Origin of the sequence: Endozoicomonas euniceicola (genome assembly GCF_025562755.1) — a bacterium.
GTDB lineage: Bacteria > Pseudomonadota > Gammaproteobacteria > Pseudomonadales > Endozoicomonadaceae > Endozoicomonas_A > Endozoicomonas_A euniceicola.
The window spans coordinates 1,377,501-1,394,369 of record NZ_CP103300.1; the positions used below are offsets into that span (position 1 = coordinate 1,377,501).

Sequence of the window (16,869 nt, forward strand, 5' to 3'; positions counted from 1 at the left end):
CAGCGCACCGTAAGCAATAAACAGCTCACCACCCTGCGCCCTGTTTTCAGTGATATTTTCAGCCTCTCCATCAAACAGCAAACTGATGGCATGTTCATAATCCCTGACATTTGAAAGATGTGGGACATCCGGCAAATCACCAAATTTTTTTAAGAAATCATCCGGGATGATGCCTGTCATTATTATTTTTACTCTTCAATGAAAAAAATCAGCAGGCTAAAGAGCCTGCTGAAAAGAACGATTACACTTGCCTTCTTCGGCGCGATGCCCTGAAACCCAAAGCAACAAGAGTAATTAGCAGCGGTACAGCTAGAATATTAATCAATTTCAACTGTATTCCCAGTTTCTCAATATCCTTGCTGAGCTGGTGTTGCACATCACGAAGTTGCTTGCGGATTTTTAGCTTCTCCTGTACAAACCGTTCAACTTCAGCTTGCTGTTCAGGACTCAGCACCAGAGCATCTTCTCCGTCTTTGGTAGCTTGCAACTGTTGCAGCTTGGCATCAGTTTCAGCCAGTTGTTGTTTTAGTTCTTCTTCTTTCTGATAGAAGCGCTCTTCTGCCTGGCGTTCCAGATCACTGACTTTATCAAAAGGACGGGAGAACTGACCACGACTACGAATGCTGATCAGATCAGCATTACCCATCAGGTTATCCACCATATTGATCAGCAGGTCGCCATTATTGGCGAAAGGCTGCACTATGTCCTGACCGAAAAAGTTGTTCTTCTGAACCCAGAGCCGATCCGTTAACAGGTCAGTATCCGCCACCACAATAACATTAACTGGCTGCATGGATTCTGCAATGTGGGCAGGCAACTCTTTTACTGGTTTTGTTTCGTCCTCGTCTACCTTTGCCTCTGCTGCCAACTCTTCCTCTTCTTCTTCCTCCTCCTCAACTTTTAAACCAGCTTCACCGGTTTTTGCTTTTGCTGGCTCTGGAGGTCTGCCATCTGGAAAAGCAGTTTTGACCATCCCGGTGACTCTTACCCCCAGCGGGTACTCAACACCAGTAGCCTTAAAATCTTTGTATAAAGAGGAAGGATCAAACAGCATGGCAAACAGCGATGCGTCCATCAGCATGGCATTTTTAGTAGAGTGAAGCAGTACTTCCATATCGGTATGAGCACCCTCCAGCTGAATAACTGCGCCTGCAGTAGCCACATTAACAGTGTTCAGCATGGAAGTGATGACATCGTTACCGTTGAAGCTCTGTTCATTAAGCCCAAGAATGCCCAGGTGCCGGACAGGTCGCCCGGATGGAGAACCAACTGAAAGTGCCAGTGTTCCATCTGCAAGCACTTTGCTCTTGTCCATCTCGATACCCCAGGCTTTAAACAGGGTTGGCAGCGAGGAAGATTTATCTCCGCCCATGCCCATCATCATTCCTCCCATCATGCCGCCACCCGCCTGATCGGATTCTGCGTTGGGATCAACAAAAATCAGGGCATGACCACCACCAACAACGTATTGATCAATGGCATAACGAGTACGGTCTGTCAGCTCTTTGGGATGAATAACCACCAGCAGGTTGATGTCTTCAGGGATAACGTCAAAAGCGGTCCCCAGGTCATCAACCTCGTACATCTGCCTGAGCTGGGAAATACTCATCCACGGCCCGGAAGGCTGGCGACTCATCATATCGTAACCGCCGTTAACCTGAAGAGTGCTGACCAGACCGATTTTCGGTCGGGCTCTTTGTACCACGGAATAAACCAGCTTGCTGATGTCGTACTCAAGAAAGCGTTCTTTATCCGGGTGCAGGAAGCCGATCACTTCACGTTTACTGTCGTCTTCATCATTAGTGATGACCAGTCCCATATAGGCTTCTTTACCGGGACCACCCAGCGGCACAGCCTGAAGGCCGTATTCCGCAGCTTTGTCTTCATTTTCTGAGAAAGGCTCAGGATCAATCACTTCCAGCCGGAGTTTGCCATTGGATGCCAGCACATACTCTTCCAGCAGTTCGGCTACCCGTCTGGCATAGTTGCGCAGGAAAGGCAGCTCCCGGGTCTGGCCTTCTGAATAGAAGAATTGCAGGGTGGCCTTGCCATCCAGTTTGTCCAGCAGGTTTTTTGTACCGTCAGAGAGGGTGTATAACCGGTCTTGAGTGAGGTCGACACGTGCGCCTTTGAACAGCTGGCTGACACCAATAGTCAGCAGCAGAGTGACCAGGGCCAGCACCAGTAAGCCGGCCTTTGAAAACAGTCGTTTTGTCAGGGTCGGTGACATGGACAGCTCCTTAGTCTGCTTTTTTCATATCAATGGTGATGGCTGTTGCAATCAGCCATGCCAACATCATAACGACGAAATACAACACGTCGCGCAAATCCAGAACGCCTTTGCTGATTGCATCAAAATGTGTCAGGAAGCTCAGTGCAGCAACGCCATCCACCAGCCATTGGGGTGCCCAGCCTCTGAAAGCATCAAGGACGAGAGGAAACCCGGCCAGTACAAACAGAAAACAGACGACAACTGTCATAATAAAAGCGATCACCTGATTATGGGTCATCGCTGACAGACAGGAACCTATCGCCAGAAATGTACCTGCCATCAGCCAGCTACCAATGTAACCGGCCAGTATCACGCCATTATCAGGCTGCCCAAGGTAGTTCACCGTTAGCCAGATCGGGAAGGTAAGCAGCAAGGCAATGCCACTGAATACCCAGGCCGCAAGAAACTTGCCCAGAACCGCCTGCTTAAGGCTAATGGGCAAAGTCAGCAACAGTTCCAGGGTGCCGGTTTTACGTTCTTCAGCCCACAATCTCATGCTGATGGCAGGTATCAGGAACAGGTAAAGCCAGGGATGAAAGTTAAAAAATGCACTCAGGTCAGCCTGACGCATTTCATAAAAACGTCCCAGATAAAAGGTAAAGGCTCCAGTGAGCATCAAAAAGATAACAATGAACACATAAGCCAGAGGGGTCGCAAAGTAACTCCCTAACTCGCGTTTGAAGATTATGCCGGTGCCTTTCATTCCACCACCTCCGCACTGTCGCCTGTGGTTGTCAGCTCCCTGAACACATCATCCAGACGCCCACTTTCAACATAGAGCTCCTTAACCTCCCAGCCTTTGCTGGTTATCAGGTCGGTCAACGCCTTGAAGACTGAACGGTCATCCGCAGGAATCAGGGTGTAACGACCGGGCATGGAGTCGGATGTTTCTACTGCCTTAACTCCGGGAAGCCCCTGCATAGCCGGCAGAAGACTGTCATCCGCAGGCAGTTCAACCGTGACAGCCCGATGATAGCGGGAGCGGGCTTCCAGCTCTGCCGGTGTCGCGTCAGCCAGTACCCGGCCATTGGCAATAATCATTGCCCGGGTACAGACCGCCGTCACTTCTTCCAGAATATGTGTGGAAATGATGACAGTTTTTTCTTTCGACAGACTGCGGATTAATTCCCTTACCTGATGTTTCTGGTTTGGATCCAAACCATCCGTCGGTTCATCAAGAATCAACACCTGAGGGTCGTGGATAATCGCCTGGGCTATACCCACCCGGCGTTTGAAGCCTTTTGACAGATTATCCACCGGCCGATGCAGGACGGATTGCAGGGCCAGTTGCCTGACGACCTTGCTAACCCGACTTCTGAGATCATCGCCGGAAAAGCCCCGCACCTCTGCAATAAAAGCCAGATATTGGCTGACAGTCATGTCACCATAGGCTGGTGCACCTTCTGGCAGGTAGCCAATAATGCGTTTTGCCTGCAAAGGCTTCTGCTCAATGTCGTGGCCGAAAACAGACACCGTGCCAGCCGATGGTTTAATAAATCCTGTCAGCATTTTCATGGTTGTGGATTTACCGGCACCATTAGGCCCCAGAAAACCCAGCACCTCTCCCTGATTTACAGAAAAAGTAATGCCGTCAACCGCACAAAAATCGCCAAAGGATTTTTTCAGGTTGTCGATTTTGATCATCGTCGCCCCATCCAGTCTCCAGTTGCTTTGTTAAAACTCTTTAACGCTCCTGCGAATGCAACCTGTCACCAGTATCTGCACATAAAAATACAGTTGCCCTATATCGTTGGACAATCGTATTGAGCTTCACGGAAGTGACTTTTATGATCCTGCATTTGTGGTTATACATTCGAAATCCAACAGACTGCTCCGAAATAAGGGATTCCTGAAAAGCAGTCTGTTATTAATCTTTATTATTTGTCGTCAAGGAATATAGAAGCTTCCTGATTTATTTCAAATATTGAGAAGCATCCGGCTCCTACTATTGAGTACAACTATTACTGAGTACAACTATTTGGCGCTTATATCCAGCGTTTTACCGGAATCTCCCAGTACTTTCAAAAATGAACGGTGAAATGTCCTGATATCCTTTCGAAATGCCCGCATCTCCTGATCGGTAGCCGGCAGAGGTGGCATCAAACCATTTAAAATCACTGCAAACACCAGTGGTCTGCCATTGTCCGGAAAAACGTATCCGGCCATACTTCGGACACCACTCATATAACCTGTTTTAAACCATTGCCCCTTGCGCTTGCGCTGATTCAGCCACGGGCTCTCCTCACCCCACTGCTTCCAGCCCAGCATCAGGATATCCACCAGCGTCGCAGCACTAATAAAGTTGTATCGGGACAAACCTGAACCATCGACAAGGCGACTGCTACCAAAGCCTACACCTTTATTACCCAGAAGGGTTCGGGCCGACTCAATCCCCGTTGCGTAGGAACCGGTTTTTCCCGATGTCTGACGCCCGACCGTTTTCAGAATGCTGTCCGAGTACAGGTTGTCGGAATCTTCCAGAACCGGGCGTAACAATTCCGGCAGGGGCTGGGAATGATGCTCGGCAAGGATGTAGGGCATGTTCAGCTCGGGTCGTCCGGCAATAATTCGCCCTTTAAGATTGATGCCGTGCTGCTCCAGCAACCCATAGATAAAACGCTCAACGGCACGCTCAACATTATTGACCGAAAAAGCCATTCGCAGCGGTCTGGATTCAGGCGAAATACACCCCTGCAATTCGTACTCATAATCTGCGGATGGACGAACCTTCTGAGTACAGCGTTCCTCATCCGTCGATTTCTGGGTCACAACCCGGTTGTCTACCTCCAGATTCCATTCAGGCCTGTCATATTCCATGATCGCCGGATCGCCTTCCTTCTTACCCGGTTTCAACCAGCCATAAAAACAGTTACGGTCAAGAATCATTGCCGCTGCCGGAGCGGCAAAACAGATATTCAGATCATCCCAGCTCACGCCACCGGCACGATCGTATCCAGAATACGCTGCGCCATCGAGCCAGAGGTCTCCGGCGATGGTGTTGATTTTTTTCTCTTTCAGCTGCACCACTAAATCATTCAGGTGCTCCCGTTTAAGCGACGGGTCACCACTAAACGATAAAATGACCGCACCGTTCACCACCCCCTTTTTGGTGGCTCTGTTTTCTGATGCGATGCGTGTGCTATATCGGAACTCTTGTCCTAAGGCATCATAAGCCAGGGTCGCAGTCAGTACTTTTAATGTACTGGCAGGAATCAGGTTAAGATGAGCTCCCTGCTCAAAAAGAACCTTGCCTTTGATCGGATCCCTGACCTGTATTGAATAAACACTACCCTCAGGTAGTTCAGATACCAGATTTTCAAGTCTGGCCACCACTGCATCTGCAGCCACTGTTGTAAAGGAACATAATAATCCAAGAAAAGTTAAAAACCTGATCACACGTCTCACCCGTCACCTCCAATCCCTGATACATCTCAATCACATCTCAACCGCCTATCAACCGCCTATCAACCACAAAGGCACTGAAAACCAGGCTGTCATGAGTGGAAAATAAGCCAACATAAACGATGTAGAAGAGTACTAATGTTCCATTTAATACACCTTTATCGATTACTTTATCGGTATCTACTGCAAAAGTCGGTAGTTTTTTTCGGCGAGCCGTAACATCTATCGTTAAAAAGCATTATCCTATTCACACATGATATTGAACGAGTCGATTGGTAGCTCGTACAGCGCCTGCAATGTGGGTACTTTTTCCCACAGAGGTGTTTGTCATCATTTGGAACCATAGAAAGGTAAGTGGCAGGCTTTAGTGAAAAAACTCAAATTATCAACCAATCAACTTATTGCAAAACAGCCAGTCAAGGAGCTCGGCTTTAAATCGACCGACGAGTTAGAGAACTATGTTGGCATTCTGGGCCAGGAGCGTGCGACCAGCGCGATCCAGTTCGGAGTGGCCATGCACCGGAGTGGCTATAACATTTATGTTATGGGCGAATCAGGTACTGGACGAATGTCCTATTTGCGTAAGTACCTGGAAACGGAGGCCAAGCGTCAGAGCCCACCCGACGACTGGGCTTATATCAACCATTTTGATAACACCCGCGAACCCAAAGTACTGCGGCTCCCGGCAGGTCATGGCAACAAACTGCAAAAGCATTTTGACGGGTTCGTCGATAACCTTCTGCTGACATTTCCGGCAGCCTTTGAGAACCCCACCTATCAGCAACGAAAAAGCCTGATAGAGCGAGAGTTCAATAAACGCTACGACCAGACCATTGATGAAATTGAGCAGGAAGCACTAAAACGGGATATTGCCCTCTACAGAGAACAGGGTTCCCTCAGCTTTACCCCAATGCAGAAAGGCAAAGCCATGGACGAAACGGAATTCGCCCAGCTGCCGGATAAAAAGCGCACAAAATTTAATAACGACATCGGCGAGCTGGAAACCATGCTCAATGAGTCGCTGGTCGAGTTGCCCCAGTGGAAGCGGGAATCGAACGAAAAGCTGCAGAAGCTGAACCAGAACACCATTGACCAGGCGCTGGAACCGCTGTTGAAACCACTGCGCAAAGAGTACAACAACCAGAAAAACGTTCTGGAATACTTTGAAGCCGTGAAGCAGCACCTTCACCGTTCCGTTATTGACCTGCTGGCAGACGACAGGGCAATGGAATCCAAAGAAGACTCCACCAAACGGGCGGCACTGATCGAGCTGTATGCTCCAAACCTTGTGGTGGCACAGGAAGAAAACGGTGCAGCTCCGGTTATTTACGAATCGCACCCAAGCTATAAAAACCTGTTTGGCCGCATTGAATACGCCAGCGAAATGGGCGCCCTGGTCACCAACTACCGTCAGATTTGCCCGGGGTCACTGCATCAGGCTAATGGTGGCTACCTGTTGCTGGATGCCAACAAACTGCTGGAAGAACCTTTTGTCTGGGAAGCTCTGAAACGAGCGCTCAAAGAACAACAGCTGAAAATCGAGTCACCCTATGCCGAACTGGGAATGCTGAACACCATTACCCTGAATCCGGAAGTCATCCCCCTGAATGTTAAAATCATTCTGGTCGGCTCAAGGGACATTTATTATGTCCTGCAGCAGCTCGACCCGGATTTCCATGAAATGTTCAGGGTTCTGGTTGACTTCGACGACCGTATTGTCCGCGATCCGGACTCTGTTCAGGCGTTCTCCCAGCTGTTAAAAAACCGTGCCGACGATGAAGGTTATCCACCCCTGACCGCTTCCGCAGTCTCTCGAATGGTTGAACAGAGTTCCCGTATGGCTGAACACCAGCGTGAGATGTCAGCCAAAATCGGTGACTTGTTTGACCTGTTGGCAGAATCCGATTTTATTCGCCGCACGGGCCGGGGTCGCAAAATCAACCATGAGCACGTTGATCGTGCCATTGCCGCTAAGGCTGAACGCACTGGCCGGGTCAGCAAACAGATTCTGGATGAAATGCTGGAAGGCAGTATTCTGATCGATTCAGAGGGGGAGAAAGTCGGCAAGATCAACGGCCTTACCGTACTGACCATTGGCGACACCAGCTTTGGCTCTCCGGCGCGAATTACCGCTGCGGTTTATCCGGGTTCTCAGGGTGTCGTGGATATTGAACGGGAAGTTCAGCTGGGTCAGGCCATTCACTCCAAAGGCGTCATGATTATCTCTGGCTACCTGGGTAACAAGTATGCCCAGAAATTCCCCCTGGCTATTTCCGCCAGCCTGGCCATGGAGCAGTCTTACGGTTATATCGATGGTGACAGTGCTTCGCTGGCAGAACTGTGCTGCCTGATTTCAGCGTTAACAGACACCCCGATCAAACAAAGCTTCGCCGTCACCGGCTCCATGAACCAGTACGGCGAGGTACAGGCTATTGGTGGCGCGAACGAGAAGATTGAAGGCTTCTTTGATCTCTGTGCTGCCCGTGGACTGACAGGTGACCAGGGTGTCATTATCCCCGCAGCCAACGTCCGCAACCTGATGCTGCATCAGAAAGTGGTTGATGCGGTGCGGGCAAAACAGTTCAGCGTTTACGCCGTCAATCATGCTGAAGAAGCGCTGGAACTGCTGACCGGCTGTAAACCCGGAAGCCTGAATAGCAAAGGCGACTACACAAAAGGTTCTTTGAACTTCAAAGTGGTTAACCGTCTGAAAGAAATTTCCGAGTTGTCTAAAGAAGGTAACTGACGGATTATTGTGGTACTTAACGACTTGTGAAAGAGACGTTAAGTACCTCTTTGCATCTCTTTGGTGAGTGCAAAATTTATCATCACGGACCGGATTTAAAAAAAACACTTCACTCATCCATTTATTGCCTAAGCTACCCATCTAGTCATTCAGTCAGCGTCAGCTCTCAATGAGTTCTGACTGCCGTACAATCAACTTCAAAAAATCGAAATGGATGGATAGGCAAACTATGAATTCAGCGTATTATAAATTACTTAAGGCATGTGTATTTTTCTTGCTCGCCCTACCTGCAATAACCCTGGTTCGCGCATCAGAGCTGTCTCTGTGCATTTCAGATAACAACAGTGAAATTCACCTCATTACAGATTCCTATAAAATCTCGCAGTGGCCGTGGACTTTTGATTTTCAGGGCGATTTGAAACTAGCCACCAAAATGCCTGAAAGTGAGCGTCATGAATTGCTTCTGAAACTTCCCGACACAACGCTTCCCAATATTAAAGAGTGCTGGAACATTAACGCGGCAGCCCTTACTGACCATTACCCCAGGTTTCAAAATCTTATTGCCAACAACACCATTCAACACGGTAATGGCTCCGGCATTCGGGTATTTACTCACGATCTGAAACATGATGATGCCAATCCGGGCAGTCGTCTTGCTATGAGACGAGGATACATTGTGGGGATTGTCTCACTTGCATTAATCAATCACCTGTTTCCAAAATATGCTTATGTCGGCTGGCTGGCTCTGGTGGCTTGCTTTATTTTCCCGGATCATGCAGAAAGAGCCGTTGATGAAATTCACAGACTTGCCACGACTCCAATAACAAATCAGGGGCAGCACAACTGGGGGCAAGGAAGTTCCCTTGGTAGTTCTGGCACTAACACAGGCTCTAATTATGGTTACTCTTCATCAACAATCTTTTCTGGCCATAAAAAAGCTAAAGATCCAAAAATTGTCTCTAAAGGGAAGAATGTTCATGGATTTGGTCCGTTGCACTGATGCTTAAAGCCAGACAGGAAAAGACAGGAGCCTTGCCTATGGCACAGCTCCCGGTCTATAGCTCCTTATGAGCCATTAACTCTTCCCGCGGTTATAGACAACGCTGGCAAACAACACGGTAATCGGAATTGTCATAATCAATCCGATACTCCCTGCCAGGCCATGAATCCCTGAAATAACCCATCCAGCCCCGGATGTATTCGGCTAGCTTCTTCAGGCGGTATTCCATTGATACTCCCCAGCTTCGGCCAGTGAGTTTCAGGATTTTCCGCTTGAAACGGTTCAGACTCTTCTCCGACCAGCGGATTCGCTTCCCTGTGAAGGTAAAACTCAGGAACTCAGCTTCGGTAGCTTTCACTGCCTTGCTCTTTGTCGGGTTTACCCTCAGTTTTAGCCTGCGCTCAAGGTAGCGGGTGATGCTTGCCATCACTCGCTCACCGGCTCGCTGGCTTCTGACGAGTACGACGAGGTGAGTAACCGGAGGGAACCTCCCCCTCCGGTTCTCTCAGAACCGGACTTGAACCTCTCAGCTCATCCGGCTCCCATCATCCAACCGATGGCCTGACACCCAGCTTCCAGTGCGGAAACAGTGCTGGAAGTTTCTTGGCGATCTCTCCAAGCCTGTGTTCTGCCCTTCGCCTGTGTCCTTTGAGCCTTTTGTATTTCCTTGTTGCCCACAAGCTCAGCTTGCGGTTTATATGACGCAATGTCGGGTACATAGCTGATTTATAGAAACGACCATAGTAGTTTATCCAACCTTGTATCTGAGGCCTGAACATTCGGGCCAGATCAGGAAGGTCTTTATCACTGCGCAAATGCAGCTTCCAGCTCCTTATCTCCTGTCTGATGGCCTTTCCTGCCTTGGCACTCATGGCTGGTGTAAAGTTTATGAAGTGCTTTCCCCACCGGTTCTTCGACCTTCTTGGGCGAAATGTATACCCGAGAAAATCAAAGCTGGTGACAGGGTGCTCTTCTCTACGATCATCATCTTTGCAATAAACAATCTTCGTCTTATCAGGGTGCATTTCCAGACCACACTCCTGCAACCTGTCAGCCAATACACTCATGAGCGCTTCGGCTTCTGCCTTATGCCGACAATGGGCAAGCCCATCGTCGGCATATCGACAGAATGGAATCGCAGGAAAATTCCTTTCCATCCATTTGTCGAAGGCATAGTGCATGAACAGATTACTGAGTACAGGGCTGATCACACCACCTTGAGGCACACCCCGCTTGCGCATGATAACCGTGCCGTCTTCTCGTTGAATCGGTGCCGTTAGCCAGCGCTCGATGTAAAGAATCAGCCAGCGATTATCTGTGTGCTTACGAACAGCTTTCATCAGCAGTTCGTGGTCGATGTTATCGAACAGCCCCTTGATATCAAATTCCAGCACCCAGTTGTAACGCCAGCACCGTTTACGGGTGATATCCAGCGCCTGATGTGCGGATTTGTTTGGCCTGTAACCATAGGAGTCCTGATGAAACCAGGGCTCAACTAATGGTTCAAAATGTAACTTTACTACCATCTGGGCAACCCGATCCGATACCGTTGGGATGCCTAGCTTTCTTTCCCCGCCTGTCTTCTTCGGTATGGCTACCGTCTTAACAGGTGGCGGGAAATAGCTACCAGACGACATCCGGTTCCAGATCTTGTACAGATTGCCCTTCAGGTCAGACTCGAATTGTTCTATGGTCTCACCGTCAACGCCATGAGCGCCTTTATTGGCTTTGACCAGTTGCCATGCACGAACAACGTCGTACTTGGAAATTTTAAACGGTTTTGTTGTTTCCAAAAATTCCTCCCACTGACAACTTCGGTTGTCACAGTGGTTGATTCCCAAATTCAACAGGATGACCGATCCCCTTCGCTCCAGCGCCATTACAGCCCCTTCATCACTACTACGGGATCGTCCGCCCCTGTGCCTTGCATTGGTACTCAGACTCTTGCAGGGTCTCTGCTTGAGTGGCTCCCTTAACATCAAGGCGACAGGTTCCCACGTTCCACACAGAAGCCTGTGTTAAGTTCATGCCTTCTTCACGCCGGATGCCATCTGGACAGTAAACAGGTGTCCTCCAGACTGATCCCGGGCCAACGACTCCCTCCCGGTTTTGACATCACTCCTACGCTTTCGACGCGTCATCAAAGGTTCACTTGCGTTCATCTCCTTAACACTTACCTGACAGGGTCAAGCCCTGCCTTTTCCTTAACGCTCACGACCAAGGCTCTTTACCTTCGCCGCTTAAGGTGGTTTGAAGCCTCCTCCTGCAAGGCGGCTCCGAGGGGCCCTCCCTCATCTTCTGCGCAGTTGCGCATCGGCGCTGCTTACGCAGCAGCCTGTGCTCGTGGCACACCATCATCAGCATAACGCTCAAACCAAACATTCGGAATGTGCCGTTCCAGCCAATGGTCAAATGCGTAGTGCATGAACAGGTTTGCCAATAGAGGGCTAATAACTCCCCCTTGTGGCGTCCCTTTGACTCTTGTGACTTTCTCCTTGCCATCATCAACAGGCGCCTCCAGCCAACGTTTTATATACAACAGCACCCAAGATTCCTGTATATGGTGCCTCACTGCTTTCATCATGAGGTCATGATCAAGATTGTCAAAGAAACCTTTTATATCGAGATCAATCACCCAATCACGCCGCCAGCAACGCTTTCGCGCTACTGCCAGTGCCTGATGAGCGCTTCGATGTGGCCGGTAACCATAAGAGTTTTCATGAAAAACAGGTTCCACTAATGGCTCTATGATCATCTTGACCACGGTTTGTGCTATGCGATCGGCTACTGTCGGTACTCCCAGCGGTCTCGTGCTTCCATCTTTCTTTTCGATGTCTACACGCATGACGGGGGGAGGAAAGTAGCTTCCCGATGACATCCTGTTCCATAGTTTGTACAGGTTACCGTCAAGATTGACTTCAAAGTCAGCCAGTGACTGACCATCAATACCAGCGGCTCCCTTGTTGGCCTTCACCTTCTGCCAGGCTTGCCAGACAAGCCTTTTCGAAATTGTGAACGGTTTTGCTTCAGTCATAGACTCATCCCGTTAAATTGGTTGATCTACTCCTTCCGCTGGATAAGTCAGCCCCTTCGCTCCACCCCCATTACAGATGCTTCATCGCTACTACGAGCTGATCCGCCCCTGTGCCCTGTATTGATACTCAAAGCCTTGCTGTTTCATCAGCTTGGCTGGCTCCCTTAACACCAGAGCGACAGGTTCTCACGTTCCGCAAGAGAGCCTGAAATCAGTTCATGCCACCTTTGTGCCGGACACCGCCCAGACAATAACTGGATAACCTCTGGACTTATCATGGAGCAGCCGAACTCCCCAGTTTTGATGTCAAAATACATACTTACGACACGTCATCAGTGGTTCACTTGCGTTCATCTCCTGATCTCGTACCTGACGCAATCAAGTTGCGTCTTTTCTGTGACGCTCACTACCCTGACTCTTAATCAGCGCAGCTCACAGCGGTTTGGTGGTCGCTTCCAGAAGCCGCCACCGGAGGGCCTTCCTCCATCTCAATTGCAGTTACGAGCAGACCGACTCTGCTCTCGTGACACACCTCGGCCTTGTATGCGATTTCTGTCCGTCGGCTCGCACTTTTGCAGTCAGACTGCCTCCGCACAATCCCTCGCGAGATTGCACTTGCCTTAAGCTAGTGGTTATCATCGGTGGGCTTATTCGGCTCCAGATCCGATGCTGGTTTACCCACAGGGGACTTTCACCCCATAAGTTCATGCCCATGCCGGGCGTACCAAATGCTTCCAGTTCGTTCGCTGCGCTCACCCGACCGCCTTTCGGCGGCGGCTGAAGCAGGCGTTACATTTGCTCAAATAATCATCCGTCATTTATCCGTACAGCTTGCGTATGGGAACTCTTAGGCCTAAACTCTGTCTATACGGAAGATATCCGTACAAATGGAGGGTGAAATATGGCTACTGCACGCTTAGACCTGAGACTTGATGAGGAAATCAAGGCTAAAGCAGAAAAGGCTTCAGCCCTGCTGGGACTGAAGAGTTTGACCGAATATGTTGTAAGACTCATGGATGAAGACTCTACACAGGTCATTTCTGAGTATGAAAGCATTACAGTAGAAAATGATGTCTTTGATCGCTTTACAGAAGCCTGCGAAAAGGCAAAAGTTCCAAACAAGGCTTTGTTAGATGCCCTAGCATTTACCGAGGAGAAAGGTGTCAAGTGAGCTGGTCAAAGGAGTTTGTGGAACTCGATAAAGGTATCCACGATAGAGCATCATTTGACTGTGGTGAAGCTGAACTTAATTTGTTCATCCAGACACAAGCAGCAAAACATATGCAGGCAGGTATCAGTCGTACAATGGTTCTGCCTGCATCAAGCCCTTTACCAAATCAAAAAATACCAGTTTGTGCATTTTATAGCATTGTGCCAAGTTCCATCTGCCGAGACACTTTGCCCAAAGCTTTAGCCAAGAAATTACCCCGTTATCCTATCCCTGTATTTCTGATCGCTCAGCTTGCTGTACATCGAGAATTCCACGGAGAGGGGCTGGGGAAAATTTGCTTAATAAATGCCTTGAAGTATTTGTGGGAAATAAACTCCCATATGCGTGCATATGCGATAATCGTTGACTGCCTAACGGACTCAGCAGAACGATTCTATGCAAAATATGGTTTTGAAGTATTGTGTGAACATAATGGTAGAGTTCGCATGTTTCTTCCTATGAAAACAGTAGCCCAGCTGTTTGGTCCGTAGCCAACCGCAAATGTAACGAATAAGGATAGATTGCGCGCAGCCGCAATCTTATCCGGTTGTTGAACAAGCCCGGCCTTGACAACTGTTCGGTGTGGTTTATGGGAAATAGCTTTTTCTTCAGCTCTCCGCACAGTCGGTGCGGATATTATGGCGGTTTTTCAGGCATGAAAGCGTCCCTGCTCCCGCTGATTGGACGAGCATCGTCGTAGATTTGTTGTCAGTTTGCTGCTGTCGTTTTCCTCCTGTTGAATGGGTTTAGCCCCAGCACTTTTGCTTCAACATCAGGTAGGGCGCATCAGCCTGAAGGCTATCGCCCTCATGTCACTACCGCAGTGTTGACAGGTATGTTTAGGGCGAATGACTGGCGTGGCAGGCTTGATGATCACCTGCAAAATCAACTGAACCAGGCGGAGTAGTTTTCTGCACCGACAATGGAGAAAGCCGTAATCCCGAACCCTCCTTAACCCTTTGGGCAGAACGTGCTGGAGTACTAACCAGAGGAAGTCCTCTCCCTGCAGGGTTCGGTATTCGGTTGTTCCACTTTCACTGTTCCGGTAGGTGAAGGTGACTTTTCCATTTTGGCTGGCAACAATCTGTCGGTCGCTGATGACACCTCGATACAGATATCTGGACAGGTATTTCAGGGCGGGTTCGCCTTTGCCTGTGTGCTGGCAATTAACAACCCAGGTTTTCGGCAGGCTTTTTCTTCAGCTTTGTCGTCAGCAAACCCGCTTAGGGGAGTGGCATAACAAACTTTACCGGAGTATCTTTCCTGCTTAGGGGAGCGGCAATCAATAATTTACCGGTTCCGAAACAATTGTCACATCCCATTTCTTTAACTCAGGGGAGCGGCAATCAATAATTTACCGGTTCCGGAACAATTGTCACACCCCATTTCTTTAACTCAGAGTGGCGAATGATGTGAGGCTGTATTTCAGCTAATTCCTGTTTACTCAGTCTCACCCCTTTTTGATACGGTTGATCAAGTAGCTTCACTATCGGGTTCATGCATTTCCATACCATTGTCTTTGTCCACTCTAAAACAGACGTTACTGTGTTTAGAAGGCTGCCATTCCAATGGTTCTCAAGATAAGACCAGCCTCGTTCAACCTAAATTCAGCAGTTGAACGCCACTGAGCCATGCCATTAGGAATAGCTTCTCACGGTTCTGAGCAGCGTTTTTTTAAGTCATTAGCCCGATCGAATTAATGGTTGCATCGTAATAACCTGCCCTTTTTTCAAAAATTTTGAGACCGCTTTCGTTAAAATACGACACCATGCGTTAATTGGATTCAACTGCGGTGCGATACTTTTGATTGAATCAAAAAAATCACACAGTTCACTTTGTAATTTCGCAATTTTATACATCCATCGATGCTGGCTTGTCAGCTTTATTTTCTTTTGGTTGCCAGAGTGGGTCAGCTTGCCAATTGAACTCATTAATAAGGGACGGCTGGTAATTGATTCTTTATGGGAGTCCGGATTACTCAATCGAACGTATAGCGTCCACCAGTTGTAAACCAAGGCAACCATTCGGGCCAGCATTCGACATCTTGCCATATCTTTTGTTACATAACCACCCCAGCCCCATTGGTTTTTGATTTCATCAAAGTTATTTTCACAGTCAGCCCTATTGCGATAATGATTAATGATCGAGACTATATCATTATCAAGAGATGTGACCAGAACCGAATACTCGTAAGCTTTTATATTTTCTGGCTCTTCTATTAATGCTAACGTTTGTTGACGTTCTTTTATTCCTTTTTCCAACATCGGTATTTCATTTTCAGGACGCCGTCTTCGAACAATAATTATGCGTCTTTCTTTTTTCCAACCTGACAGTTTAATTACGGATTCTTTTCCCTCCCAATGGTTGTCGTATTTTACCCATCCTCCGCTACAGTGTGCATTCCCTATGGCTTTCTTAACGTTGTCGTGCTTCTTCATTTTAAAAAGATAATGACAACCAGCATCTTCCAATTCGCTCATTACCCGGTCACTTCCCCAATCACAATCACCACGAACAAATTCAGGCCAGCAGCGTTTTGGAAGTCGATTTAATAGCTCCATTAAACCGGGTAAAGAGTATTTACTTTGACTTTGATTTCCGGGTCTGACTTCAACCTCCAGTATTAATTTAAGATTAGCCATCATATATGAGTGGTAAGTATGAGAGGGTCTCCCTTTCTTATGTGGGTTATAGCCATTAACCGCTCCTTCCTGATGCCCATAAATGGTTTTCACGGTAACATCAACATCCATAATCCATGGAATGGTTAATAACGGATCAAAACAGAGATGGAGGTGTTTTTGCATCCATTCAACGCCTTCATCTTCGTCAATCTTCTTTAAACCACGCCTGGCAGAATCATCGCTGACAATTTTTTTCATCCCGAGCAACTGAGCGTTTACTTTATCACCAATAATTGTTCCGATATGCGCATAGCGTTTATGTCCTGAAAGAATGGAAAGCATTAATGAGCCAATCACATCCACTTTTTGAGGGGCGTTTGGGCTTTTATAAGTTAGTGGGCAATCGTTAATCCAGGGTTCAAATCGGTGACCTGTTTTTAAAAACTGTATAAAAAAAGGAAGCTGTCCCATTGGGGTGACCGATCAGGGCTTACGCATGAGAATAATCATTCTCATTTAGATGCAAAAATGCAGTAGCTCGGAGCCAATACCAAGTGCTCACGACTCACACATCAGCACCA

14 protein-coding genes and 2 pseudogenes (1 of these 16 cut by a window edge) are annotated in these 16,869 nt (G+C 48.3%); 4 read left to right on the forward strand and 12 right to left on the reverse strand.

Translation table 11 applies throughout. The annotated features are described in order from the left end of the window. The 5 genes from NX720_RS05350 to dacB form a co-directional block, all read right to left on the reverse strand. A protein-coding gene (locus NX720_RS05350; protein WP_262599896.1) for a hypothetical protein crosses the window boundary here: on the reverse strand, positions 1-180 show its 5' portion. The gene continues 783 nt to the left of window position 1, outside the view; the window shows 180 of its 963 coding nt (coding positions 1-180); the start codon lies at positions 178-180; its stop codon lies off the left edge, out of view. A 61-nt stretch (positions 181-241) separates the two neighbouring features. Beyond that, a complete protein-coding gene (locus NX720_RS05355) occupies positions 242-2,230 on the reverse strand; it encodes a GldG family protein (protein WP_262599899.1) in 1,989 nt (662 codons plus the stop codon). A gap of 10 nt (positions 2,231-2,240) precedes the next feature. After that, complete coding sequence (locus NX720_RS05360; protein WP_262599900.1) at positions 2,241-2,975, reverse strand: ABC transporter permease subunit; 735 nt, start codon at positions 2,973-2,975, stop codon at positions 2,241-2,243. Further along, the gene (locus NX720_RS05365) at positions 2,972-3,916 is read right to left on the reverse strand and encodes an ABC transporter ATP-binding protein (RefSeq protein ID WP_262599901.1); all 945 of its coding nucleotides are present in this window, start codon (positions 3,914-3,916) and stop codon (positions 2,972-2,974) included. The genes NX720_RS05360 and NX720_RS05365 overlap by 4 nt, the downstream gene beginning before the upstream one ends. A gap of 330 nt (positions 3,917-4,246) precedes the next feature. Beyond that, positions 4,247-5,602 carry a D-alanyl-D-alanine carboxypeptidase/D-alanyl-D-alanine endopeptidase gene (dacB, locus tag NX720_RS05370; RefSeq protein WP_262599903.1) on the reverse strand — a complete coding sequence of 452 codons (1,356 nt, stop codon included), beginning with the start codon at positions 5,600-5,602 and terminating at the stop codon, positions 4,247-4,249. A gap of 439 nt (positions 5,603-6,041) precedes the next feature. On the opposite strand from dacB, the gene NX720_RS05375 reads away from it, so the two are divergent. Continuing rightward, on the forward strand, positions 6,042-8,420 hold the full coding sequence (locus NX720_RS05375; RefSeq protein WP_262599904.1) for a Lon protease family protein: 2,379 nt from the start codon (positions 6,042-6,044) through the stop codon (positions 8,418-8,420). A 229-nt stretch (positions 8,421-8,649) separates the two neighbouring features. Further along, positions 8,650-9,420: a hypothetical protein gene (locus NX720_RS05380; RefSeq protein WP_262599905.1), complete on the forward strand. Its 771-nt coding sequence runs from the start codon at positions 8,650-8,652 to the stop codon at positions 9,418-9,420. Between the two features lie 91 nt (positions 9,421-9,511). Here NX720_RS05380 and NX720_RS05385 read toward each other — a convergent pair whose 3' ends face one another. From NX720_RS05385 to ltrA (NX720_RS05400), 4 genes are all read right to left on the reverse strand, one after another. After that, positions 9,512-9,847: a group II intron maturase-specific domain-containing protein gene (locus NX720_RS05385; protein ID WP_262599907.1), complete on the reverse strand. Its 336-nt coding sequence runs from the start codon at positions 9,845-9,847 to the stop codon at positions 9,512-9,514. A 118-nt stretch (positions 9,848-9,965) separates the two neighbouring features. Next, positions 9,966-11,213 (reverse strand): group II intron reverse transcriptase/maturase, encoded by a 1,248-nt coding sequence (ltrA, locus tag NX720_RS05390; protein WP_262599908.1) that lies wholly within the window; start codon positions 11,211-11,213, stop codon positions 9,966-9,968. 106 nt (positions 11,214-11,319) lie between these two features. Beyond that, complete coding sequence (locus NX720_RS05395) at positions 11,320-11,448, reverse strand: hypothetical protein (RefSeq protein WP_262599910.1); 129 nt, start codon at positions 11,446-11,448, stop codon at positions 11,320-11,322. 295 nt (positions 11,449-11,743) lie between these two features. Further along, positions 11,744-12,454: a group II intron reverse transcriptase/maturase gene (gene ltrA / locus NX720_RS05400; protein WP_262599911.1), complete on the reverse strand. Its 711-nt coding sequence runs from the start codon at positions 12,452-12,454 to the stop codon at positions 11,744-11,746. 901 nt (positions 12,455-13,355) lie between these two features. Between ltrA (NX720_RS05400) and NX720_RS05405 the strand changes: the two genes are divergently transcribed. Together NX720_RS05405 and NX720_RS05410 are read left to right on the forward strand one after the other, a co-directional pair. Continuing rightward, positions 13,356-13,625, forward strand: coding sequence for a type II toxin-antitoxin system TacA family antitoxin (locus NX720_RS05405; RefSeq protein ID WP_262599912.1), 270 nt, complete (start codon positions 13,356-13,358; stop codon positions 13,623-13,625). Next, the gene (locus tag NX720_RS05410; protein ID WP_262568568.1) at positions 13,622-14,155 is read left to right on the forward strand and encodes a GNAT family N-acetyltransferase; all 534 of its coding nucleotides are present in this window, start codon (positions 13,622-13,624) and stop codon (positions 14,153-14,155) included. The genes NX720_RS05405 and NX720_RS05410 overlap by 4 nt, the downstream gene beginning before the upstream one ends. A 281-nt stretch (positions 14,156-14,436) precedes the next feature. Here the strand turns inward: NX720_RS05410 and NX720_RS05415 are convergent. The 3 genes and pseudogenes from NX720_RS05415 to NX720_RS05420 form a co-directional block, all read right to left on the reverse strand. Further along, positions 14,437-14,850: pseudogene (locus NX720_RS05415) on the reverse strand (transposase); the annotation flags it as partial. Positions 14,851-15,010: 160 nt separating this feature from the next. Beyond that, a pseudogene (locus tag NX720_RS27010) lies at positions 15,011-15,250 on the reverse strand (ISAzo13-like element transposase-related protein); the annotation flags it as partial. Between the two features lie 96 nt (positions 15,251-15,346). Next, the gene (locus NX720_RS05420) at positions 15,347-16,759 is read right to left on the reverse strand and encodes a transposase (protein ID WP_262599914.1); all 1,413 of its coding nucleotides are present in this window, start codon (positions 16,757-16,759) and stop codon (positions 15,347-15,349) included. Positions 16,760-16,869 lie beyond the last annotated feature (110 nt).